Raw genomic sequence first — 25,079 nt, forward strand, 5'->3', positions numbered from 1 at the left:
AATGGCGCCCGCGCTACTTCAGCGACGAGCCCTCATACGCCCGCCAAAGCTCCAGATACGCCACCTGCCGCGTCACGTGAAAAAAATCCGACGCAACAAAGTAGAGTAGCGTCACGCCTGCCCACCACCACGCCATAAACGTCGGCGTCGCCACTGCTTCAAACGGCAGCGGGGTCGCCGAAAACACCATCGCCAGCACAATCAGCGCAATCTTCACAATCCCCATCACCAGGTTGATCTCGACCAGTTTCGACCTCAGCGGCCCCACCGTGAACGCCGCCTTCAAACTCGCCCATGCGCCAGCATTGCGCAGCATAGAAAGCAACGGAGCCACCGACACCGCCCAGCTCGCCACCGCCCACGCCATGAACAGCCCCAAAGTGGTCACAATTACCAGCGCGAAGTACCCCACCAGATTGGGCTCAGCTCCGGCAGCCATCGGCCCAGTCACCGTCGCTCCGGCTATATGCCTCATGCACACAAACCAGACGACAAAGCTCCCAAGCAGCGCCACAACGCGCAACGCCTGCAACGCCATCAGCGTGCCCAGCCGCTTGTGCAGACTCGCATCCACACGCTTGAGCACCACCGACCGGCCAATCGACGACGCCACCACCCACACCGCTACCAGCACCGGCCCCAGCCACGCCAGCACACGCAACACCGGCGGCAGCAACACCTCCATCGCCTTCGCCAGCGTCTCCGCCGAACCCATCATGTCCACAATCGACATCTCTCGCAGCGCCGTCACGTCCACCGGCGTCACACGCAGAATCCTCGCAGCCTCATACGCCGTCACAACCAGCGTGGGCACGCCAAACGCCCACCGCCACGCCACCTCCAGCGCCGTCCACCGCTTGTGACGCCAGCACCGCGCCATCGTATGCACCAGCGACTGCGTCCCGCGCACCGTCCCGGCAGCGATCACCACGCCTTCGTCCTGCTTCAACTGCTCCACTACTTCACCACAAGGTTCACAAGTTTGCCCGGCACGACGATCACCTTCACCACCGTCTTGCCTTCAATCCGTGCCGCGACCTTCGCATCCGCCAGCGCCGCGGTCTTCACCGTAGCCTCGTCGCTGCCCGCAGGCACCTTTACCACATTCGTCAGCTTGCCATTCATCTGCACAGGAATCTCAATCTCGTCTTCGCGTGCCAGTGTTTCGTCAACTACCGGCCAAGCCGCACGAAACACCGCGCCCTCGCCGCCAAGCTGCTCCCAAAGCTCCGCCGCCAGGAACGGCGCAAACGGCGCCAGCAGCAATGTCAGTCCGCGAAACACCTGCGTGATTACCTCGCCCGAAACCTCACCCGCATCCATCGCCGTCTCCCTCGCGGCAATCTCATTCACCAGAATCATGATCGAGGCGATCGAAGTGTTGAAGTGCCACCGCCCGCTGAAGTCCTGCGTAATCTTCCCAATCGTCTGATGCAGCTTGCGCAGCAACTCCTGCCCCGCAGTCGAATCCCCCGCAGTCGAAGCGTTCGCACCCGCATACTTCATCGTCAGCCGATGCACCCTACCCAGAAACCGGCTCACCCCCGCAACACCATCCTCCTGCCACTCCAGGTCCTTGTCCGGAGGCACCGCAAACAGCGCATACACCCGCGTCGCATCCGCACCATAGCGCGAAATCATGCTGTCGGGCGAAACTACATTGCCCTTCGACTTCGACATCTTCGCGCCGTCCTTAATCACCATGCCCTGCGTAAATAGCCGCTCCGCAGGCTCATCGTTCTTAATCAGTCCGAGGTCGCGCATCACCTTCGTCCAGAACCGCGAGTAGATAAGGTGCAGAATCGCGTGTTCCACACCGCCAATGTACTGGTCAATCGGAAACCAGTAGTTCGCCTTCGCGCTGTCGAACGGCGCAGCCGCATTCTTCGCGTCCGTATAGCGATAGAAGTACCAGCTCGAATCGACGAACGTGTCCATCGTGTCCGTCTCACGCCGCGCCGCGCCGCCGCATACCGGGCACGTCGTCTCCACAAACTCCGCAATCCTGCCCAGCGGAGAGCCGCCCTGCTGCGTAATCTCCACCTGCTCCGGCAGCACCACCGGCAGCGCGCTCTCCGGCACGGCAACCACGCCGCCCGGCTCCACACCCGCATGACCCTTCGTGCAATACACCATCGGAATCGGCGTGCCCCAGTACCGCTGGCGGCTCACCCCCCAGTCCTTCAGTCGATACGTCACTGTCGCCGTGCCAAACCCATTCGCCTTCGCAAACGCAGCCATCTTCCGCTGCGCATCTTCACAACCAAGCCCTGTCCACTGGCCCGAATCGACAAGCGAAGCATCATCCTCAGCCGTGAAAGGCAGCGGAGCCTCTTCTCCCTTGGCGGCAATGACGCGGCGCACCTCAAGCCCGTACTTTTCCGCAAACTCGAAGTCGCGCTCATCATGCGCAGGCACGCTCATAATCGCGCCCGTTCCATAGTCGGCCAGAATGTAGTTCGCCACCCAGATCGGCACCCGCTCGCCATTAAACGGATTCACCGCAAACCGACCCGTTGGCACACCGTGCTTCTCAATCGCGCCCACATCGCCAGCCTCTCGCGCGCGCTTCTGTTGTTCAAGCAGTTCCTCAATCTTCGCCGCCAGCGCAGCATCCTCACTAGCGAACGCCTTCGCCACCGCGTGCTCAGGAGCAAGCTGCACCGAAGTCGCGCCAAAGATCGTATCCACGCGCGTCGTAAACACCGTAATCACATTCGACTTGTCGTCCTGAGCGGAGGCAGCATCTTTTGTCGCCGTAGTCGAAGGACCTGCGGTTGCTTTCCCGCGGCCCTCGACGGCAAAGTCAACCAACGTCCCCTCGCTGCGCCCAATCCAGTTCCGCTGCATCGTGCGGACCTTCTCCGGCCAGCCCTCCAGTTTGTCCAGGCCATCGAGCAGCTCATCGGCATACTTCGTAATGCGCAAAAACCATTGCGTCAGGTCGCGCTGTTCAACGACCGTGTCCTCATGCCGCCAGCACCGGCCGTCGATCACCTGCTCATTGGCCAGCACCGTCTGGCACTCCGGACACCAGTTCACCTTGCTCTTCTTCCGGTACGCCAGCCCGGCCTCGTACATCTTCAAAAAGAACCACTGGTTCCACCGGTAGTACTCCGGCAGACACGTCGTGACCTCAGTCGCCCAGTCGTAGCTGAATCCGATCCGCTGCATCTGCTTACGCATCGCCGCAATGTTCGCCAGCGTCCACTCGCGTGGAGGCGTATTGTTCTTGAGCGCCGCATTCTCCGCCGGCAACCCGAAGGCGTCCCACCCCATCGGATGCAGCACGTTATATCCGCGCATCCACATGTGCCGCGCCAGCGCATCGCCAATCGAGTAGTTCCGCACATGCCCCATGTGCAACTGCCCGCTCGGATACGGCAGCATCTCAATGCAATAAAACTTCGGTTTGTCGGCGCTATGTTCTTCAGCGGCATAAAGAGCAGCATCGGCGTCCCACCGCGCCTGCCACTTCAGTTCGATCTCCGCAGGACTATACCGCCCTTGCCGCTCGCTCTCCATCACGTTTATTTCGGACATGCTCCCATTGTAAAGAAAGCCGCTCACTCCGCCGCGAAGACCGCTCCGAACCCTGCCGACAGACAGTAAAAAGGCCGTCAGCCTCACTTCAGGCTGACGGCCTTTGCCAAAGTCCGTAACAGTTATTTCGTCAGAGCCGGAGCCGACGAAGCAGCCGCAGCCCCCGTGCTCACGCCGTCCATCGACGCCTGATAATTGATGATCGTCTTCAGCGTCTCATACGGAACCTGCGTCAGTGGCAGCAGATGGCCGTCCACCGCCAGCATCGGCGTCTGGTCCACGCCCAGGTCCTGCGCCAGCTTGATCGAGGCATTCACCTCGTCCTTGGTCGCCTGCGAGTCCGCGCACGTCGCAATCGCAGCCGGGTCCAGCCCGGCCTTGACCACGGCATTCTTCAGCGTCTCATCTCCCGTCTCCGCGTTCAGGCTGGCCTGCGTATTGAACACCCCGTCCGCATAATCGAAGAACGCATCGTTCTTCTGCTTCTGGACGCAGTATCCATAAGCCGCCGCCTTGAAGGCATAGGGATGAATCTCCGTCAACGGAAAACTCTGAAAGACAATCCTCGCATTCGGATAGTCCTTCGCCAACTGGCTCATTGTGCCCTGCGCGTCCTTGCAATGCGGACACTCCAGATCGGCAAACTCCACCAGCATCAGTCCATTCTTGTCAGCCGAGCCGCGATAGGCTCCATCCGCGCGCGCTTCCAGCGCCTTACGCGCGTCTGCAAAAGGCGTCGCGCCGAACGGGATCACCGTGTCGCCGGCAATCGCGTGCTTGCCGTCCGGAGTCACAAAGAACTCCGTCGTCTGCACCTTCGCGTTCGCCGTCTTCGCGGAGACAAACACAATCACCTTCGCCACATCCGGAGCCTGTGTCTTCTGAATCGCCTCCACGCGCCAGATGCGGTTCACATCGTAGCCCCACAGAGCCTTCAGAAATGCATTCACCGTCTCGGTGGTCGGCGAAGTCGCGGTAAAGTACTTCGGGTTTGCCGGCGGGAACGGGTCCTTCGGCGGCCCTTCAGGCGTAAGGTTCTGCAACTGCAAAGGAGGAGCAGGCTTCGCCGCTGTCGCCGCCGCACCTGTACTAGTCTGGGCCCCGGCCACCATCGTAGCGCCAAAAGCCAACGTCAAACCCGCGATCATCCAAAATGAATTCTTCAAAAGTACCCTTCCTCCGCGGCCCGCGACGGGCGGCCTCTCTATTAAACCTGAACTTTGACCGCAATGGGACACCGGCGTCCCATGCCGAAGGCCTTCCTCGTCACCTTCAGCACCGGAGCCGCCTGCTGCCGCTTGTATTCACTGCGCTCCACCAACTGGATCACCGACCGCACCAGCGCAACATCCACATTCTGCTCCTCAGCAATCTGCTCCGCCGACAAGTACCGCTCCACATACGCCTCCAGCATCGGGTCCAGCACCTCATACGGCGGCAGCGAGTCCGTATCGCGCTGCTCCGGCCGCAGTTCCGCCGAAGGAGGCTTCTCAATCGTCGCCCACGGAATCACCTCCGCGGTGCGGTTCACATGCCTGCTCAGCGCATACACCTTCGTCTTCATCACGTCGCCAATCACCGCCAGCGCACCCACCATGTCGCCGTAAAGCGTGCAATACCCCGTGGACATCTCACTCTTGTTGCCCGTCGTCAGCACCAGCGCGCCGAACTTGTTCGAGATCGCCATCAGCAGCGCGCCACGAATCCGCGACTGCAGATTCTCCTCCGCCAGCCCGAACGCCGTGCCTTCAAACAGCGGCGCCAACACCTCCCTGTATTGCGCAAAGACATCGTGAATCGGCAGCAGCTCAAATCGGATCCCCAGGTGCTTCGCCAGCCTGCGCGCGTCCTCAATCGACCCCAGCGACGAGTACTCGCTTGGCATCCCCACGCCCACCACATTCTCCGCGCCCAGCGCCTCGACCGCCACCGCCGCCACCAGCGCCGAATCAATCCCTCCGCTCAAACCCACCAGCGCCTTGCTAAAGCCGCACTTCCTCACATAATCTCGCGTGCCCAGCACCAGTGCCTTCCACATGTCGGCCACTTCGTCACGCGCAACCTCCGGCAACGCCTCAAGCCGCTCCGTGTCGAAGACAATCAGGTCTTCCGCAAATGCAGCCCCGCGCGCCGCCACCGCCCCATCGGGGCGAATCACCAGCGAAGCCCCATCGAACACCAGGCTGTCGTTGCCGCCCATCTGGTTCACCATCGCCACCGTGGCGCCATGCCGTTCCGCCAGCGCCGCCAGCATCTTCTCGCGCACCTGCTGCTTGCCCTGCCAATAAGGCGAAGCCGAGATGTTCACAATCACGCGCGGCCTCGCAGACAACCCCTTCGACTGACTCGCCCACTCCTTCATCAGCACTTCCACCGGATCGACGCGATACATCGGCCGTGGCCAGAATCCCTTATCGTTCCACGCATCCTCGCAGATCGTAATCGCCAGTGGCTCTCCGCCGACGCATGTCAGCGCCTGCTCCGCCGCTGGCTCGAAGTAGCGCTGCTCATCGAACACGTCGTAGAACGGCAGCAGCATCTTCTGCTGCACAAACGCAATCTTCCCCCTGTCGAGCAGTACAGCCACATTCCGTACCTGCTTGCCCACGGACGACGACGACGGCATCACCGCCCCGCACAGCACCGCCGGACGCCCCGGTACAGCGGTCCACTGGGCGATCTCGTCCACCGCCCGTCCCGCGCGCGCCACAAACGCAGCCTTCTCCAGCAGGTCAGCCGGAGGATACCCGCACACCGCAAGCTCCGGAAACACCACTAACCCTGCGCCCTCAGCTTCCGCGCGCGATGCAAACTCAAGAATCTTCTTCGTATTCCCGGCGAAGTCCCCCACCGTCGGGTTCATCTGTGCAAGCGCAATCTTCACGCTTCCAGTCTACCGCCTTGATGCCTGTCCCTGAAGTTCGCAAGAGAATAGCGTTGTCATCCTGAGCGCAGCTTCTCGCGGTTTTATCGCGAGAAGCGAAGTCGAAGGACCTGCGGTTGAGGATTTCGGATGATGCCGCGAACTTCGGAACACCAAACTAAGACCCGGTCCCGCTCACCACCACGCCCACCGTGCGCGCCAGAATCCGCAGATCCATCAACAGGCTCCAGTTTTCCACATACGCCGTGTCCAGCGAGATATAGCTGTCGAACGAAGGATCCTGCCGCGCCTCCACCTGCCACAGCCCCGTAATCCCCGGCAGCACATCCAGCCGCCGCAGATGCGCCAGATCGTACTGCTCCACCTCGGCCGCCATCGGAGGCCGCGGTCCCACCAGGCTCATGTCACCGCGCAGCACGTTGTAAAACTGCGGCAGCTCATCCAGCGAATACTTCCGCAAAAAGCCTCCCAGCCGCGTAATCCTGGGGTCCTTCGCAATCTTGAACAGGATGCCGTCCCGCTCGTTCATGTGCTCCAGTTCGGCCTTCAGCCGGTCGGCGTCCTGCACCATCGTGCGGAACTTGTAGCAGGTAAACGTGCGACCCTTCCGACCAATCCGCTGCGCCTTGTAAAACATCGGCCCGTCCGAGTCCATCTTCACCGCAATCGCAATCGCCGCCATCACCGGCGAGAGCACCACCAGGGCCAGCGCCGAAAGCGTCGTATCCAGCGCCCTCTTCAGCAGAAACGCGCCCATCGGAAAGTCCTTCCGGTGTAGCGGGATCGTCGGGAACTGGCCGATGTACTCCACCTGCGCATTCCACGCCAGGCCGTCGTACATATCCGGAACCACGCGCACGTCAATGCCCGCCGCGCGCGCCTCCTCCACCATCTTGATGACCAGCTTCTTCTCCGCCGGCACCGAGAAAAAGATCTCATCTACAAACAGCGACCGCGCCAGCGAAAGGCAATTCCGCACATCGCCAATCACCTCCGCGTCGCCCGACTCCGCCTCACGCTCCGTCAGCGCCACAAAACCCTTGAAGCGGAATCCAAGATGCTGCAACGACTCCAGGTGATTTCGAAGCGCATATCCCACGCGCCCCGCCCCCACAATCAGCACATTGCGCGTCTCAATACCGTCCCGGAAACGCCGATAAGCCAGCCGCCGCCATAGCGCCCGCCGCACGCACAGCAGCATCGCCGACAACACCACCACCAGCGCAATCACAACCCGCGAAATATCTTCTCCGCTCGAAAGATACAGCGTCCCACACAGTAGCAGTCCCGAGGTCAGCGTAGCCTGCATCGTCATGCGCTGCTCATGCAGGCCGCTCCGGTTCTGGATCGGCCCATACAGCCCATACGACCGCGTAAAGAACACCAGGCACACCGCAAACCAGCCAATATAAAAGAACAGCATCCGAGGAGAGGACTGAATCAGGTGGGGAACCACATACAGCGCCGGCACTTCATCCGGCAACACCGTCCGGAGACGCAACGCGAGAATCGCAGCCGCCACCACCGTGAGAATATCCAGCGAAGCCCACACCATGCTCGTTACAGATGGGCGACGGAACCAGCCCAGACTATGACTGGCGGCCCTTCTGTCTCTCGCAGTTCGCGCTCGGCCTGAAACAATGACTTGTTGCAGGTAATCGGGTGTCGCCATGAGCGAACGCCTCTCTACACAAAATTCCCTGGGCTTCTCAACACGGTAAGATGCCAGAAAATTCCCGGGGTTCACCCTACCGTCAAAAATTTACATTGCTACAAATAACGAACACACTGTGGAGGGTTTTGTTTCCTGAAGTTCTCTTTTGACTCAGGGGAGGTGCAAATCTTCAGGGAGCCCGGACTCTTGCTGCGGAAAGAATACCGTGTTTCCACTCTAACATGACACCGAAACCTAAACCATGACGCAAACGACGTACCAAACTGTTCAATCCCCGCGCCACCCGGCTACGGCTTTTGGGTAGTAACTGTCCCTAAACGGGCATCACCAGCTCGTCCAGCGTTAGAAACTCCTGCACCGTCGGGTCCTCGCTCTTCTCCATCTCCTTCATCGTCCCGAAGAAAACCACCCTCCCCGCGCTCAGAAACGCTACCCGGTCGGCCAGCTTCTTGGCCAGGCGCATATCGTGCGTCACCACGATGCTCGTCAGATGAAGCTGCTGCTTCAACCGCTCGATCAGATTGCCCAGCAAATGCGCCATCAGTGGATCGACCATCGTCGTCGGCTCGTCGTACAGCACCGCCTCCGGCTGCGCTGCCAGCGCCCGCGCAATCGCCACCGAACGCTTCATCCCCGTAGAAAGGTCCGAAGGCAGCAGGTCCTCCATCCCCGCCACGCCCACCATCTCCAGCAGCCCCTTCACTACCTGCAAAATCTGGTCTTCCTCCATGTCCCCGCGCTCGCGCATCGGAAACGCCACATTCTCGCCGACAGAAATCGAGTCGAACAGCGCCCCGTTCTGAAAGACCATCGTCACTTTGCGGCGGATCTCCTGCATCTCTCGCTCGCTATAACCGCAAATGTTTTCACCTGCGACGCGAATCATGCCTCTGTCCGGCTTCAAAAATCCCATAATCATCTGCAGCGAAACGGACTTACCCACGCCGCTCCGTCCCAGAATGCACAGCGTCTCGCCAGGATTTACGCAAAAACTTACATCTTCGAGCACCACAAAGTCGCCAAAGGATTTATAGACATGCTCGAAGGAAATGTACGACCTCGGCTTGTTCCGAACCTCTGGCACGGCATCGGCGGCAGCCTCATTCTGCTGCGCCGCCTGCTCCATAAACTCCTCGACCACAGGAGCCACCTCAGCCGACACGTCATCCAGCAGCGGCGCAGCGGCACCGTCTACACCATTCTGTTTGACCTGATCGTCCGGTTCCGCCATCGCCGCAATCCCGCCTGCCTCCAGCCTAACCCATCGCCGTGTCTACGTTCCCCTGCGCAGCCACAAACTCTTCCAGCGTATTCACATTGCGAAACCATTCTGCATCAGCAAAGTCCACCATCCGCACTGGCCCGGCGGCCGCAACAGCCTGCGCCACCTTCCATCGCCCTTCAGCAAGCTCCCGCTGCAACGCCAGCAGCATCGTCTTCGGATAAACCCCACACAGCGGTTGCAGCTTCCCATCCACCCGAGCCATCACCGCCTCCCCAGAATCCATCGCCGCTGCGATCAACTCATTCAGGCACAACACCGGCACAAACGGCACATCCACCGGCACAAACACGTTCCACTCGAACCGGCTCTCCGCAAGTGCCGCAACAATCCCGCCCAGCGGTCCGCACCCCGGCGCCGCATCGGTGACAACCCGCCCGAACCGCGCCAACTCCTCAGCTCCCCCTGCAATCGCTACCTCGGCGCAAACCTCGTGCAACTTACGGAGACATCGAGCCACCAGCGGCTCGCCCTCCAGCACCAGCAGCGCCTTGTCCCGCCCCATGCGCAAACTTTTGCCGCCTGCCAGCACATACCCACCCACCGCCTGCACCCGCGCGCCCATCAAGCCCCCATACTTGCAAGGAACCGCACAATCGACTCAATCCCCCGATAAAAATTCGCCAGATGAAACTTCTCATTCGGTGCATGAAGATTGTCGTCCGGCAGCCCGAAGCCCATCATCACGGTCGGCGTCTTCAACTCCCGCTCAAAGTCCCCCACAATCGGGATCGACCCGCCTCCGCGCACAAACACCGTCTCCGTGCCGAAGACCTCGCGCATCGCCCCGGTCGCGGCCCGCACATAGGCGTTGTCCGTACTCACCACAATCGGGTCGCCCGAGTGAATCAGCCGCACCTCCAGCACAATCCCCTTCGGGCAGATCGACTCCACATACGACTTATACTTGGCGAAAGCCTCCGCAGGCGTCATGTCCGGGACCAGCCGCATACTCACCTTGGCCAGTGCCCGCGCCGGAATCACCGTCTTCGCACCCGCGCCGGTAAACCCGCCAGGCATCCCATGCACGTCCAGAGTAGGCCGCGCCCACGTTCGCTCCAGCACGCTGTAGCCCGGCTCGCCCGTCAGCGAAACTGACCCAACCTCCGTCTCCCGGTAGTGTTCCTCATCAAACGGCAGCGCCTTCCACGCCTTCAACTCCGCATCCGTCGGCTTCTTCACGTTGTCATAAAACCCGGGAATCAGAATCGTCCCGTCCGCGTCCTTCAGCTTCGCAATCACCTCAGCCAGCGCGACAAACGGATTCGGCGCCGCCCCGCCGTACATCCCCGAGTGCAGGTCCGTCCGCGCCCCGCGCGCCTCAATCTCCGTATAGATCATCCCGCGCAGCCCCACGCACAACGTCGGCAGCTCCGGCGCAAACATCTCCGTGTCTGAAACCAGCGCCACATCCGCCTTCAACTGGTCGCCATGCTCGCGCACAAACGCGGCAATCCCCTCACCGCCCACCTCTTCCTCGCCTTCGACAATCACCCGCACATTCACCGGCAACTTGCCGCCGCCGGCCGCCATCAACGCCTCCAGAGCCTTCACGTGCATCCACATCTGCCCCTTGTCGTCCACCGCACCACGAGCGTAGATGTTCCCGTCCCTCTCCTCCGGCTCAAACGGCAGCGACTTCCATTCGTCCAGCGGATCAGGCGGCTGCACATCGTAGTGCCCATAGCAAAGAACAGTCGGTTTGCCGGCCGCATGAAGCCAGTCCGCATACACCAGCGGATGCCCGCCCGGATGCTTCGCCGTCGACGTCTCCACCAGCCGGACATTTTCCATCCCAATGCATCGCAACTCTGCTGCCACAAACTCCGCCGCCCTCCGTACATCGCCCGCATGTTCCGGCAGCGTCGAGATCGAAGGAATCCTCAGCAGCGCCTTCAGCTCCTCCACAAACCGCGCACGGTTCTCCCGCACAAACCCCACCGCCGCATCAACACTATTCGCCGTCATCGATCACTCCCCAAAACTTCCCGCGCAAACCGCTACTCGCGCGAGACACAAGTATATGAAACCTTGCCATCATCTCGCGCCGCCCCACAAAACCACGTCATCTCGACCGGAGGCGGCGCTTTTGCCGCCGCAGTGGGGAGATTCCCGTATCTCCTCTCAGCAAGCCGATACAAGAAGCTTCAGCACCATCCTCGCCGCGCACCGCATCCAACAGAAAGCAGGCGTAAACTTGGCACATCACAAAGGAGCGACCCAACATATGACCACATCCCTCGACGACGGCACCATGATCGACAAAATGGCGCAATTTGACCTGACCCACGAGATCGCCGAGGCCGAGCAGAAGAAGCCCTGGCCATCCGGCCATCACGCCAAAACTCTCTTCAAGAAACACGATTTCCGCGTCGTCCTCATCACGCTCGAAAACGGTGCCCATATTAAAGAACACCACGCTGACGGCACCATCTCCGTCCATGTACTCAAGGGCAAGGTCCGCTTCAGCGTTGCAGGCAAGCCCCACGAGCTCGGCGCCGGCAATCTCTTCACCCTCGCCGCCTCCATCCGTCACGATGTCGAAGCTGTAGGCGACTCCGCCTTCCTGCTCACCATCTCATGGCCTAGCACCGAAGAACTGGCCGCCATGAAGCACAGAGGCTACGGCACCTAACCTCAACCATCCATCCGTAAGGAGCATCCGTGCCGCTCACGATCAAATTAAAGCAACGCAAGGAAGTAGCCGCCGGCACCATGGCCTTCCACTTCAGCAAACCCTCCGACTTCACCTTTGTTCCCGGTCAGGCCGGAGACTTCGTTCTCCCCAATCCGCCCGAGACCGATGCCGAGGGCAACAAACGCAGCTTCTCGTTCGCCAGTGCGCCCTACGAGGACGACCTCGTCATCGCCACCCGCATGCGCGACACCGCCTTCAAACGCAGCCTCAAAATCATTCCCCTCGGCGCCGAGCTCGTCATGGACGCCCCATGGGGCGAGCTCACGCTCCACCAAGACACCAACGTCCCCGCCGTCTTTCTCACCGGCGGCATCGGCATCACGCCGGTCCGCAGCATCGTCCTCCAGGCCACACGCGACAGACTCTCCCAAAGACTCATCCTCTTCTATTCCAACCACCGCCCCGAGGACGCCGCTTTTCTCCAGGACTTCAACACGGCGCAGAAAGCCAATCCCAACTTCACCCTCGTTGCCACCATGACGAAGATGGAGAAATCATCCCAGGCGTGGCACGGCAAAACCGGCCTCATCAACCAGGCTATGCTCGCCGAGACCATCGGCGATCTGCGCCTTCCCATCTACTACATCTCCGGCCCCCCGCAGATGGTCGGCGCCATGCAGAGCATGCTCACGCAGGCCGGTGTCAACTCTGCCAATGTTCGCGCCGAAGAGTTTTCCGGCTACTGAGACCTTTCCTCTAGGAGGGACCGTGACCATGACTGTAAAACTCAAGCGCGTCTACGACCAGCCCGCCAGGTCCGACGGAAAGCGCATCCTCGTCGATCGCGTCTGGCCGCGCGGCCTCACCAAAGAGGAAGCCCACATCGACCTGTGGCTCAAAGACGTGGCCCCCAGCACCGAGCTGCGCAAATGGTTCGGCCACGACCCCGCGCGCTGGCCCGAGTTCCGCGCCCGCTACCGCGCCGAACTCCGGCATAACCAACCCCAGCTCTCGCTGCTCAGACAAGCCCTCGAAAAAGGTCCCGCAACCCTCGTCTACGGCGCAAAGGACGAACAGCACAACCAGGCCGTCGTCCTCCAGGAACTCCTCAGCAGGTAGAAGTATCTAACCGAAAGCGCCGTCGGGTGCCCCATCTTCGGCGCAGCTTCATCGCGCCTAAGGTGGGGTCCAGCGCCACTCCCAACACAAGACGCACGTCATCTCGACCATGGGGATCGTTGTTTGTCAGGCCACAAACGCACGTCATCTCGACCGAAGGCGACGCTTTTTGCCGCCGCAGTGGAGAGACCCCCGTATTTCTAACCCTTCACCCACAACTCATCCCGCACACAGACTCTAACTGCGCCGCTCATACATCCAGCGCCGCTTCTTGCCGATAACCGCCATCGCTCCCAGCCCCATCGCCATCAACACAAAGCTCCCCGGCTCCGGCACCGCGCTCGTCGCCGTCGCAGCATCCACCGTAAACGATGCCGAAGCGAGCAAATCCTGAACCCCACCATCCGCGCCGCCAAGAATCGCAAACGACCCCAGGTACGCGCCTAACGACGCTCCATTCGGAATGCTCACCGTAAAAAGTGCGCCGGTATAGCTGTCGCCCGGATTCAGGCTCAGCGGCAGGTTGAAGAAGTCGCTGTCGTCCAGCGTCAGCGGCGTATCTAAATTAAAACTGTCGCTATTCAAAAACACCGCCACCGCATTCGTCAGCGGAGCAGTCACCGTCGCGTCAAACGTAACCGTATCGCCCGGGGCGCCAGATAGCGTCGGCGCAGACAGCGTCAGGTGAATGCTGTCCGCAAAACTCGCCGCAGGCAGTCCAAAGGCAGTCAACGCAAAAAGTGCAAGTGTAAGGATCATTGTTTTCATCGTCATCTCATTTCCCTGCTTTCATCTCAGTTTCGTTCAATCCCAACCACTCTTTTGTTGTCACTCCCGAAGGGAATTTGCGTTTCGCCTCGGCTCACGCCGGGCTGCACGTCTACGGAAGCGTCGCCCGGATGCTTCCGCCGAACGTCCCTCCCGTATACGTCCCCAAGTAGCGTTCAGCCGCGTGCGTGCCCGACGCTCCCGGCGTACCGAGGAACGTCACCGTCGCCACCGCCGTTCCACCGTTGGGCGCAATATAGCCCAGCGAAATCGGCAGTGGCGTCCCCGTCACCGAAGCGATCGTCGCGTTCGTCAACATCACGTTCTGCGCCGTGCCCGTGCCATTGTTCGTAACCGTGACCACCGCCTGATACCCGCCATCCACTTTGGTCAGCGTAGCCGTCGTCACCAGCACCACCGTGCCGGGAATCGGAGCGTTGTCCCCCGTCTGCACAATCTGAAGCCCGGCCACATTACCCGCAAACGTCACCGTGTTGGTAAAGTCCAGATGAGAAGCAGGCGTGAACTTCGACGTGAACTGGCAAACGCCACCTACCGCAATCGTGATGGGCCCAGCCACGCCACAGTCCGACGAAGCAACCGGCGAAAGCGCAAAGTTCACCTGGTCCGGATCGTTCATCGTCAAACTCGCAGCGACATTCCCGGTCGAAAGCATGTTCACCGTCACCGGCGCTGCCATACTCGACGCAAACGCCGTCACCACCTGCGTGCGTTCCAGCTCCAGCACCTGCCCCGCAGCCAACCCAGTGTAGACATTGCCCGCGCTATCCAGCGCCAGCGCCTTCGCCGCCACGCCAGTCGCCACCGTAAACGCCCCACTGCCGCTGCTCGCAGGCACAGCAACAATCGTCCCCGTGCCGCCGTCAGCAACCAGCAGATTGCCCGCCGCATCCACAGCAACCGCCACCGGCGCGCTCGACGCTGTCGTCGCCGTGCTGCGTGTCAACGTCTGCGCATCGTAGCGATAAACCGCGCCCGCCGTCGTGTCCGCAACAAAGACATTACCGCCCGCATCCACCGCAAGCCCCGCAGGCGCAGCCAAACCGCTTGCAATCACTCTCGAAGCCACCATGTTCGAGCCAATCTCCGTCACCGTCTTCACCGCTGCATCCGAGACATACAGATTGCCCAGCGCATCCACCGCCAGTCCCACAGGCGAACTAAAGCCCGTGGCCAGCGTCGCCGAAACACCCGACGGCCCAATCTGCGTCACCGAACCCGTCGCTGCATCAGCCACATACACATTGCCGCTCGCATCTACCGCCACCGCCGCCGGATTCGTAAACGTTCCCAGGCTGACAAACGGAGCCGAAGCGCCACTCGCTCCCGGCGCAAACTTCAGCACCTGCCTGCTCGCGCCATCGACAACGTAGACATTCCCCGCATCATCAACCGCCGCCGCATTCACCTGCATCCCCTGCCCAACCGTCAACTGCTGCGCCGGATCAAGCGTTGCACCCGCACCCACACCAAAGCCCGTCAGCCCAAAGCTCGCAGGATGTCCGAGCGCCGTCGCAACCGCAAGCGGCGCAGTCCGCGCGCCTGCAGCAGACGGGTTGAAGGTCGCCGTGTACGTGCAGTCATCCGTATTGTCCGCCGCGTTCACCACGCAACCCGCAGCCGCCAGGCTGAAGTTCGCTGAAGCCAGCGTCGTGCTCACCGGCAAATCGCCCGCGACAAAGTGCATCTGAATCGTCTGGCTCACCGGCGTGCCGACCGCCGTTGAAGCAAAGCGCAAATCATTCGAGACCTTGCGAATCCTCCAGTTCGTCGAGTCGCTGATATACAGGCTTCCTTCGTGGTCCAGCGCCAGCCCAAAACCATTGCCGCCAGCCGAGCCGACCACCGCCTGCGTTCCCTTGCACCCATCGCCGATCGCCGACGCACTGCACGTCGTTGCCGACCCTCCGCCTGCAATCACTCGCGTATAGCCAGTGCGCGTGTCCTCAAACCACACCACGTTATTGGCCGAGTCCGCAATATACAGATTCCCGTCCGCATCAAACGCAATCTTCTGCGGCCCCATGTTCACCGTCGTGGCCAAACCAGCCGCCAGCGTGCTGTTCGACGTGCTCGACGTACCCGCAACCGTATAGATATTTCCATTCACCGGCGCAGCCACGCCCAGCTTGTTCAGCAGGCTGTAAAGCCCCGTCCCCGCAGTGCACGTCACGCACACCGCCCGCACATGCGACGACTCCGCGATAAACACATTCCCATTCGCATCCACCGCCACGCCCTGCGGGTTCGAGATCGTCGCCGCCGTCGCCAGTCCGCTGTCGCCAGTCGAAGAGTTCGTGCCGGTCCCGGCAATCGTCTGGATCACTCCGGCCTCAGCAAACCCCGAAGCCGGATTGAACACCTCGCGCACGCGGTTGTCGCCCGAGTCCGCAATATAGATATTCCCTGCCGCATCGGTCCAAACACCGCGCGGTCCCTTCAGCAACGCGCTCGCAGCCTGGCCGCCATCGCCTGCCGCATCGGTCGTATTCGCCGGCCCGCTGCCCGTGCCCGCAATCAGATACATCAGGCCATCAGCCGCCTTCACCTCCTGCACCTTGTTATCGCCATATCCCGCAATAAACAAGTTGCCAAGCTGGTCCGCATAAATGCCGCGCGGCTTGCCCGAGAGCTTCACCTGTGTCGGCGCGCAACCCACTGTCGCCGTCGGCACGCACGAGCTGCCCGAGACATACCCGGCAAAATCCGAGACCACGCCATTAGTCGAAATCTTACGAACCATCTTCGCCGTCGCGTCCGTGAAATACACATTCCCAAACGGATCGACAGCAACGCTACGCAAGTCCGCACCCGAACCGGAAAGCTGCACAGCGGTAGCCTGGCATCCATCGCCAAACGCATCCGTCGTGCCCACGCACGTCGTATTCGCCGTCGAAGAACTCGCGCCGCCGGCAATCGTCGAAACCGTATACGGCAGCGCCACCGGCGCAGCCGACACCGGCACCTGCGGCGCAGGATTGATCGTAATCGCAACCGGAGTACCCGACGTCGATCCGCCAAAATTCGCGCTGCCTGCATACGTCGCCGTCACGCTGTCCACGCCCTCCGGCAACAGCGCGCTCAACACAGCCACACCATTGCTGTTCAAGGTCGCATTGCCCACCAGCGTTGGCGTCGCATTCGAACCTGTCGTGTAGCTGAAGCTCACCTTACCGTCAGGCGTCCCCACGGCAGACGTCACCGTCGCCGTCAACGAGATCGGCGATCCCACCGTCCCCGTCGTCGCCGAAGCCTGAAGCGTCGTCGCCGTCTCTGCCCCGCCAATCGTCACCGAACTCACAGCCGAGACCGACCCCGCATTCGCACCATCGCCGCCATACACCGCGCCAATCGTATAGCTCCCCGGAGTCAGGTTGAACGCATACGACGCGCTGCCGCCGCTCAACGGAACCGTAGCGTAGATCGTGCCATTCACCAGCAGCGACACCGAACCCGAAGGCGCAGCCGATCCCGCAACCGTCACTGTCGCCGTAAATCCCGCACCATACGTCGAAGTCGAAGGCACACCCGAAAGCGCCGTAGTCGTCGCTGCCAGACTTCCCGCGTTCACCGTCACGCCATAGCTGCCAAAGCTCGCAATCGCCGCATACTTCGCATCGCCCGAATAACTCGCCGTATACGTATGCGTCCCCGGACCCGCATTCGGAATAGGAATAAAGACCGTGTCCGTCGTTCCCGGAAGGTTTGCCGTAACGTTCGCGCCGTTCTCATCGGTCAACGTCACCGTGCCCGTGGGGAACGGATAACTCGCCCCCGCCACCGCAGGCGTCAAAATCACGACCGCCGTCGGAATCTGCCCAGCCGTCACCACCTCATTGCTCCCTTGCGGCCCCGTTAACTCCGGCGCGAGGAACGTGAACGTGCAGTCCGGCGCAGCCAGCGTCGGCACCGTGCGATTGTCTGTAATCACGTTGCCGTTCGCGCCGTTATAAGGAGCAAGCAGCGAGACCAGATTGCTCGAAACCTGCCCCGGCCCAAGCGTGACCTGCGCATTGCTCGGCGCAATCAAATTCGAGCTGCCCAGCGTATCAAACGTCACGTTGTCGAGCGTCACCACCAGCGGATTCACCGTCCCGTTATTGCTCGCGCCCAGCAGCGTCACCGATCCCGTCGCCACCTTACCCGCATTCGAGAACCGCAAATTCTGCAACAGAATGTTCTTGTAGTTCGGCGTCAGCGTGCCCGGATTGGTGTTGTAAAGCGGCGTGAACTGAATCTGCGTGCCGTGATTCACAAAGCACGAGTTCGAGTACTGAATGTTCTGCACCACATTCCCGCGATCATTGGCAGACTTAATCCGTATCGCCGTCGAATTGCTCCCGTCCACATCCGCGTCGCCATACATCTGGTTGTGATCGAACAGCACATTCGTCACTCCGCCGGTCGTATAACTTCCAATCGACTCGCCGTGTCCCGCGAAGAAGTGGTTATCCACCACCGAGATATTCGCCGACGCCGCATTCGGCGCGCCCACTGCCACATTGTCATCGCCGTCCGAAATCCACGAGTCACGAATCGTCACATTCGTCGCATTGCCCGGATCGATGCCGTCCGTATTACGCGCGTTATACGGCGTCACAATCTTCATGCCCCACACCGTCAAGCCGTTCACCGTATTGATGGCCACGTGAAAGTTCGGTGCGTTCTTGAACGTGATCTTGTACAGCGTAATGTTGGTGGACTTCGAGATCTGAATCCCGCGCGGATTCTGCTGGCTCGCGCCCAGCGCATCCGCATCGGTCGCCAGGTTCCACCACGTCTTGCCCGCCGTCGTCCCCTCAAAGCCCGCCGTTGGGAAGCTGTTCAGCACCACATCGCCGCCGCGACCATCCAGCTTGCCGTAGCCCATGATGCCCGTGTTGTTCGCATTGCTGATGCTGATCAGGTTCTGGCAACTCGCCGTGTTGCTCGACGAGTTCACCGTGCCGCACGTATGCACACCCGCCACCTTGTCGTAGTCCTGCGCGTTGCGCGAGAAGTACAGCGTCACACCCGGATCGACCAGCAACGTCACGCCGCTCGGAATCGTAATCGGCCCAGTCAAAAACGCATCGTTGCCGCTCGCATCCATCGCCAGCTCAACCGACTGGTTCGTGCCCGCGCACGCATTCAGCGCATTCTGCAACCGCGTCTGGTCCAGGTTCGTGCTCACCGCCTCGACCGATGCAGGAACATCCCCACTCACATCATGGAAGCTCGACGTCAACACCTGGCACGCCGCCGGAAAACTCGGCTCGGTCACGATGCGCGTATCGCCCGTCGCCACCGCCGGAGCAGCAGGCTCCGCAACCACGCCCGAGAGCGGCAGCGAAGCATTCCCGCCCGAAGTCGTCACCGCCAGACTCCCACTCACCGTTCCCGACTGACCCACCACCGGCGAGAAAACCACGCCCACCGAGCAGCCTGCGCCAGCCGCCAGACTAGTCCCGCACGTATTGCTCGCAATGCTGAACCCCGCGCTCGCCGTAATCGAAACGCTACTCACAGCCGCGCCCGTGTTGTTCGTCAGCGTCACCGCAACCGCAGCCGAACTCGTCCCATCCGTCTGCGCCGCAAACGACAGCGAAGGCACGCTGAAGCTCATCTGCCCCGCGACCGTCACCGTCGTCGAACCCGACGAGCCGCCAAATCCCGCATCGCCGCTATACGTCGCCGTAATCGTATCCACGCCCAGCGGCAACGCCGTCGTCGCCAGCGTCGCCACTCCATTCGCAGGCAGCGCCATCGTACCCAGCGTCGTCCCACCTGTCGCAAACGTCACCGAGCCAGTCGGCGTTCCGCTCGCAGCTACAACCGTCGCCGTCAACGTCACCGACTGCCCCGGCGCAGCCACCGCCGTGCTCGCAGTCAACGAAGTCGTCGTCGTCGGCAACCCGGCAACCGTAATCACAAACGGCGTCGCGCTCGACGAGCCATTGAAGTTCGCATCGCCGCCATACGTCGTCGTAATGTTATGCGTCCCCACAGTCAGCGAACTCGTCGTGAAGTACGCCTCACCTGTTGCATCAAGCGTCCCCGAGTTGATCACCGTGCCGCCATCAAGAATCGTGTAGCTCCCCGTCGGCACCAAACCCGCACCCGGAGTCTGCGGCCGCACCAGAATCGTCACGCTGCTTCCCGGCGCAATCGTAATGCTGCTACCGCTCGGCACAAACGCATTCACATTCGCCGCCAGCGCCGCCGTCGGATCCCAGCTCGCCGCAAATCCCGCGAAAGGAGAACTCGGCACAAGCACCGTCGTCGAAAGAAACGCCACCGGATAGTACAACGCAGCCTGCGCCGCCGTCAGACTCGTCTTCACCGCATTAGACGCCATCGGCGTGCCCGGACTCGTCGAAACCGTCTCCCGCGCACCCGCCACTCCCGCGCCCGAGCTTCCGCCCGCACCCGCATAGATAAACCCATTCGCATCCACTGCGCCCGTAGCCGGGTCCGTATACGGCATCGTGTTGAACTCGCCGTAAGTAGACGTAGGCAGGTTCGTATCGTTCGAGAACTCAATCCATCCCGTCGGATTCACCTGGTCCACAAAGCTGTTCAGCATGATGTACGTCGAGTACTGCCCATACGGTCGCCCGTACAACAGGTTCGTCATGCCCGCACTCTGCGAAAGCAGATACGCATGATTCAACACATAACCGCTCAGATAATCGGACGCGCTCCCCGTCTGCGCCTTCTTGTTCTGCGCCTCAATCGTGTCCGTCCCCGTCACCGTTCCGTGATACGCCGTATAGAACACCGTGCGATCAAACACCGCCGCCGCATCGCCGAAGATATAGTCCACATCACCATTGATCCGCCCGCGCCAGAAGTACTGCCGTGCCGACTGGCACACCGCGCCGCAGCCCTGGCTGCCCGCATACAACGTGTCCTGTAGGCTCGACAACTGCACATTGTTCAGCACCGCCTGGTCAGCCGTAATCCACAGAGCCAGCGCCTGCGAGTTACACAGCGTCCCCGAATTGAACAGCGCTTGATTATTGTTCGCCGCCTGCCCCGCCGTGCACACGCCACCCACCACCGCATTCGTATTCGAGTTCGTCGCATCGGTGTCATACGTATTCGCCACCGACACGTTCTCCATATAGAAGGCGTTCGGCGTATACGTCGTCCCACTCACCGCGCCCTTCGCCACCACCATCGTGCTCGACCCCTGATCACCCTGCGCGCCGCCATTACCTGGCCCCTGCCCGCTCAGGAACGGAGCCGAAAACGCGCCCCACTCATTCGTCAGCACCACGTTCGACGGATTCCCGCCCAGCCCACGCAGCGACACATACGGATACCGGACCGTCACAAACCCCGTATACGTTCCCGGTTTGATATAAACCGCACCGCCTGCCGTCGGCGAAAGCGCATTCACCGCATCCTGCACCGTCGCGTAGTTCCCCGAGCCGTCCGCCGCAACCACGCTCTGCGACGCGCCCACCGCCGCCGTCGTGTCCGCCTTCGTCACCGCATAGTTCGCAACCGACGCCGTCGATCCCGCATAATCCACCGCATCCGCCGGCACAAACGTCACACCCAGCGCATAGGTGCCAATCGGCAGATACGTCGAAGCATCCACCGTCATCGCCGCGCCGCCCGCAGGCGTAGCCGTATACACAAACGTCCCCGCCACTCCGCCCGAAGACGCATTCAACACACCCACGCCCATCGCGCTGCTCACCTGCTGCGAGGTCGCAGCCGGAGTCCACGTCACCGCAGTCGCGGCCTGCGCAATCGAGAACGCCGTCGCCGAAGACACCGACCCCACAATCCCCGCCTGCGTCGGATACGTCGCCGTCACCGTGTGACTGCCCGCGCTCAAACCGCTCAGCGCCACCGTCACGCTGTTCCCCGAGAGCACATACGGCACCGGGCTCCCGCCATCCACCACCACCTCAACATTCGTGCCCGAGACCGATCCCGAACTCGGCGTTACCGTCACCGTAAAGCTGACCTCCGTCCCACTCGCCGCAAACACCGGGCTCCCCGGCGTCTGTCCGGAGATCGCTGTCGTAGTCGTCGTCACCGTACCAGTCTTCGTCGCCGTCAGTGTCAGCAATCCAGTGCTCGAAGCCGCCGGAGTCAGCCCCAGCACATCCGACACCGGCCCAGTCCCGCTTGCCGAAGGCGTGAAACTCGCCGTCACCGTGCACGAGCTTCCCACCGCAACCGACGTCGCGCCCAGCGCGCATCCATTCGCGCCCGAAGACGCAACCTGAAAGTCCGTTGTGTCCGTCTGGCTGAAGCCCGTCGCCGCGGCATTGCCCACATTGCTCACCGTGCCGTTGAACGCCGCCGTAATGCTCGTGCCAAAATCAAACGCAGTCTGATTGCGCAGCACCGCCACCACACCGCCAGCGTTCGTGTCCGCGCTGTACAGCACGCCGTTGCCATCCACCGCAATCCCCGTCGGCGCAGTCAGCCCGCTCAACACCGTCGTCTTCGGCCCCGAGACCGGCACCTCAATCACCGACCCCGTGCCGCTGTCCTGAACATAAACATCGCCCGCCGCATCGCCCGCCACGCCCACCGGCGCCACGCCGCTCATCACCGTCGTCTGCGAACCATCCGCGCCCGAGACCTTATCCACCGCCCCCGCCCCCTGGTCGGCAATATAAAGATTTCCCTGCCCATCCAGCGCCAGCGCCACCGGGTTCGAAAGCCCCGTCGCCACCACCGTCATCGGCTCGGAGAACACCGCAGCAGTCTCCGCCGCAATCTCATACACCGCCCCGTTCGTCTTGTCGGCAACGTAAAGATCTCCCTGCCCATCCACCGCAATCGCCTGCGGAGCCGCGGGAGTCACCGGCGGCGCATAGCTGATCGTGCTCGCCGAATATGTACCGGGCCCGGTCAGCGTCAGTTTCGTAATCGCCCCGCCGCCCGTCCCGACAGCATAGATATTGCCCGCCGTATCCACCGCAATCTGCGCCGGATTCGCCGGCAGCGTCGCTGCCAACTGCGTACTCACGCCGCCCCTGATGACCGTCAACTTCCCCGCCGCCGCGTCGAACGTATACACATTGCTCGCGCCATCCACCGCAACCGAGACCGGCTTCATCCCCGAGCCAAGCGTCGTCGTCGCAGTCGCGCTTGAATCCACCGCCAGCGCCGGCCCCATCGCCGTACCAGCCAGCGCCAGGTTCGCCGAACCGCCCGCCGCACTCACCACCAGCGTCGCTGCCCTCGTCCCAGCCGTATGCGGAGCAAACGTCACCGGCACCGTGCAGTCCATCGTCAAATCCGCCGCCGCCGCGCCGCAACTCACACTCCCAACAGAAATATCCGGCGAAGCCCCCGCCAGCGCAGCCGTCATGCCGCTCGTTCCCACTGCTCCATGCAGCGTCACCGTCTGGGTCAAACTCGAACCGGTCGCAATCGGCACCAGGCTCGCCGCCGAGATCTTCCGCACCAGCACACTCGCCTCGGTGTCCGTGACATAGAGGTTCCCCTCCGGATCAAGCCCCACACCCAACCCCGAGCCGCCGCTCCACGCCGCCTGACTCGCCGGGCATCCATCGCCAATCGCATTCAGCGCCGCCGAGCACACCGGCCCGGCCGCAAACAGTTTGCGCACAAATCCCGTCGCCATGTCGTAGAACAGAACCTGCGAGCCATCCCCGATGAACAGGTTCCCATTCGGACCAATCGCAATCTTGAAGATGTTCGAGTCCACAATCGTGCTCGTCCCGCGCGTCGGAGCCGGCCCCACTCCCGTGCTTCCACCACCCGCAAGCACATACACCGACCCCACCACCGGCGTCGTCACCGCCGGATTATTCACCGTAATCGCATTCGCCATCGCCGCGCCGCCCATGTAGAGCACGCGTACCAGCACGCTGCCGTTATCGCCAAAGATCACATTGCCAAACGCATCCACCGCAATGCCCTGCGGCCCGCTTCCCGCCGTCGTCTGATAAAACGGGCACCCATCGCCCCGCGTATCCAGAGCCGTCCCCCCGCCCGTACCCGCGCACGCCGCACCCTGCGCCGGAGCAGTAAATCCGCCGAGAATCGGATAAATCCTTCCCGCCGCCGTCGCCGCTGTCACCGAGCCATACGCCGGGTCCAGCGCAATCACGCTCGCCAGCGGATTCGCCACGCCGTTATACGAAGCCGGTCCCACCACCACGCGATACCGATTATTCCCCGTGTCCGCGATATACACATTGCCGTAGCGGTCCGCCGCTATCCCGCGCGCGCCGTTCAACCCACCCAGCGCAGTCGAGCACGTCCCATACCCAGCGCTGCCCGTCCCCCACGCCGCCACATCCGCCGCCAGATTCCCAAACGGACTCGCAGCCGTCCCATCACCGCTCGTGCCCGCCGTCGTCCCCGCCGCAGCCGTACCGCCCGAACCCGTACCCGCCACGCACCCGGCAATCCGGTACATGTACCCCACCAGCTTCGACCCGGCCACGTTCGGGCACAGCGGCGAAGCCGCCCGGCAAAAGATATTCACCGCATGGTCGTTATAGCCCGCGTTAAACACATTCCCATACGCATCAATCCCAACGCCGCGTGGCGAGTTGAACCCGCCCGTCTGTGCCAGCGGACATCCATCGCCAAACTTATCCTGCTGCCCATTCGCCACGCCGCACGCCGCCGCACCGCCCGCCAGCGTCGTCACCACCCCGCTGCGCGCACTGATCTCCCGCACCCGCTCGTTCGTCACATCCCCGACAAAGACATTCCCCTGCCCATCCACCACCAGGCCGCCGCGCCCATCGCTGCCAAACGAAGCCAGCCTTCCCGGACACCCATCGCCCACCGCATCCGTCGCCGTATACGGGCTGCCCGCCTCGCACGGAGCGCCCACAGTCGTCGTCGCCCCGCCTCCCGCCATCGTGCTCATCGTATTGGGCAACGCCACCGGAGCAGTCTGCGCAGACGCATCCGCCGCAAACCCACCCATCGCAACAGCTAGCAAAGTCGCTGAAACACTCAGGCACACACGCAGCGCGGTCAACTTCTTCATCGAGTCAATCTCACTTTCACGTCAACGAAATCCATCACGGTACAAACCGGGACAGCCGCTTCGCCCCGATTCCGGCCACGCCTCCGCTCCGCAACACCTGCTCCGGGCCGCGCCAACAGGCACATCGACCCAGACAGCGGTCTCTCAGGAAGACACCACTGG

At 62.0% G+C, this 25,079-nt stretch carries 13 protein-coding genes; 3 read left to right on the top strand and 10 right to left on the bottom strand.

The window, feature by feature from the left end; all coding sequences use genetic code 11:
* Nucleotides 1–13 precede the first annotated feature (13 nt).
* From VFU66_RS10155 to VFU66_RS10190, 8 genes are all read right to left on the bottom strand, one after another.
* Nucleotides 14–958: a hypothetical protein gene (locus VFU66_RS10155; protein ID WP_326446132.1), complete on the bottom strand. Its 945-nt coding sequence runs from the start codon at nt 956–958 to the stop codon at nt 14–16.
* Entirely contained in the window at nt 958–3,543 is a 2,586-nt protein-coding gene (leuS, locus tag VFU66_RS10160) for a leucine--tRNA ligase (RefSeq protein WP_326446133.1), read from the bottom strand. The genes VFU66_RS10155 and leuS overlap by 1 nt, the downstream gene beginning before the upstream one ends.
* A 122-nt stretch (nt 3,544–3,665) precedes the next feature.
* Nucleotides 3,666–4,709 (bottom strand): DsbA family protein, encoded by a 1,044-nt coding sequence (locus VFU66_RS10165; protein WP_326446134.1) that lies wholly within the window; start codon nt 4,707–4,709, stop codon nt 3,666–3,668.
* A 41-nt stretch (nt 4,710–4,750) separates the two neighbouring features.
* Nucleotides 4,751–6,427 carry an NAD+ synthase gene (locus VFU66_RS10170; RefSeq protein WP_326446135.1) on the bottom strand — a complete coding sequence of 559 codons (1,677 nt, stop codon included), beginning with the start codon at nt 6,425–6,427 and terminating at the stop codon, nt 4,751–4,753.
* Nucleotides 6,428–6,584: 157 nt separating this feature from the next.
* Nucleotides 6,585–7,982 carry a sugar transferase gene (locus VFU66_RS10175; protein WP_326446136.1) on the bottom strand — a complete coding sequence of 466 codons (1,398 nt, stop codon included), beginning with the start codon at nt 7,980–7,982 and terminating at the stop codon, nt 6,585–6,587.
* A gap of 433 nt (nt 7,983–8,415) precedes the next feature.
* Nucleotides 8,416–9,333: an ABC transporter ATP-binding protein gene (locus VFU66_RS10180; RefSeq protein ID WP_326446137.1), complete on the bottom strand. Its 918-nt coding sequence runs from the start codon at nt 9,331–9,333 to the stop codon at nt 8,416–8,418.
* Between the two features lie 25 nt (nt 9,334–9,358).
* Complete coding sequence (mobA, locus tag VFU66_RS10185) at nt 9,359–9,949, bottom strand: molybdenum cofactor guanylyltransferase (protein WP_326446138.1); 591 nt, start codon at nt 9,947–9,949, stop codon at nt 9,359–9,361.
* Nucleotides 9,949–11,352 carry a dipeptidase gene (locus VFU66_RS10190; protein WP_326446139.1) on the bottom strand — a complete coding sequence of 468 codons (1,404 nt, stop codon included), beginning with the start codon at nt 11,350–11,352 and terminating at the stop codon, nt 9,949–9,951. Before VFU66_RS10190 ends, mobA begins: the two co-directional genes overlap by 1 nt.
* 259 nt (nt 11,353–11,611) lie before the next feature.
* On the opposite strand from VFU66_RS10190, the gene VFU66_RS10195 reads away from it, so the two are divergent.
* The 3 genes from VFU66_RS10195 to VFU66_RS10205 are packed head-to-tail and all read left to right on the top strand — an operon-like array spanning nt 11,612 to nt 13,141.
* Nucleotides 11,612–12,019, top strand: coding sequence for a cupin domain-containing protein (locus VFU66_RS10195; RefSeq protein WP_326446140.1), 408 nt, complete (start codon nt 11,612–11,614; stop codon nt 12,017–12,019).
* Between the two features lie 29 nt (nt 12,020–12,048).
* The gene (locus tag VFU66_RS10200) at nt 12,049–12,768 is read left to right on the top strand and encodes an FAD-dependent oxidoreductase (RefSeq protein WP_326446141.1); all 720 of its coding nucleotides are present in this window, start codon (nt 12,049–12,051) and stop codon (nt 12,766–12,768) included.
* A gap of 28 nt (nt 12,769–12,796) precedes the next feature.
* A complete protein-coding gene (locus VFU66_RS10205; protein WP_326446148.1) occupies nt 12,797–13,141 on the top strand; it encodes a DUF488 domain-containing protein in 345 nt (114 codons plus the stop codon).
* 237 nt (nt 13,142–13,378) lie between these two features.
* Here VFU66_RS10205 and VFU66_RS10210 read toward each other — a convergent pair whose 3' ends face one another.
* Both VFU66_RS10210 and VFU66_RS10215 read right to left on the bottom strand, forming a co-directional pair.
* Nucleotides 13,379–13,909, bottom strand: coding sequence for a PEP-CTERM sorting domain-containing protein (locus VFU66_RS10210; RefSeq protein ID WP_326446142.1), 531 nt, complete (start codon nt 13,907–13,909; stop codon nt 13,379–13,381).
* 112 nt (nt 13,910–14,021) lie between these two features.
* The gene (locus VFU66_RS10215) at nt 14,022–24,917 is read right to left on the bottom strand and encodes a pectinesterase family protein (RefSeq protein ID WP_326446143.1); all 10,896 of its coding nucleotides are present in this window, start codon (nt 24,915–24,917) and stop codon (nt 14,022–14,024) included.
* Nucleotides 24,918–25,079 lie beyond the last annotated feature (162 nt).

Origin of the sequence: Edaphobacter sp. (assembly GCF_035763405.1) — a bacterium.
In the GTDB taxonomy this organism is placed as follows: domain Bacteria; phylum Acidobacteriota; class Terriglobia; order Terriglobales; family Acidobacteriaceae; genus Edaphobacter.

Bases quoted from the DNA above. Each gene is read 5' to 3' on its own strand.
- leuS (WP_326446133.1), bottom strand. From the start codon at position 3,543: ATGTCCGAAATAAACGTGATGGAGAGCGAGCGGCAAGGGCGGTATAGT.
- VFU66_RS10175 (WP_326446136.1), bottom strand. From the start codon at position 7,982: ATGGTGTGGGCTTCGCTGGATATTCTCACGGTGGTGGCGGCTGCGATT.
- VFU66_RS10180 (WP_326446137.1), bottom strand. From the start codon at position 9,333: ATGGCGGAACCGGACGATCAGGTCAAACAGAATGGTGTAGACGGTGCC.
- mobA (WP_326446138.1), bottom strand. From the start codon at position 9,949: ATGGGCGCGCGGGTGCAGGCGGTGGGTGGGTATGTGCTGGCAGGCGGC.
- VFU66_RS10190 (WP_326446139.1), bottom strand. From the start codon at position 11,352: ATGACGGCGAATAGTGTTGATGCGGCGGTGGGGTTTGTGCGGGAGAAC.
- VFU66_RS10195 (WP_326446140.1), top strand. From the start codon at position 11,612: ATGACCACATCCCTCGACGACGGCACCATGATCGACAAAATGGCGCAA.
- VFU66_RS10205 (WP_326446148.1), top strand. From the start codon at position 12,797: ATGACTGTAAAACTCAAGCGCGTCTACGACCAGCCCGCCAGGTCCGAC.
- VFU66_RS10210 (WP_326446142.1), bottom strand. From the start codon at position 13,909: ATGAAAACAATGATCCTTACACTTGCACTTTTTGCGTTGACTGCCTTT.
- VFU66_RS10215 (WP_326446143.1), bottom strand. From the start codon at position 24,917: ATGAAGAAGTTGACCGCGCTGCGTGTGTGCCTGAGTGTTTCAGCGACT.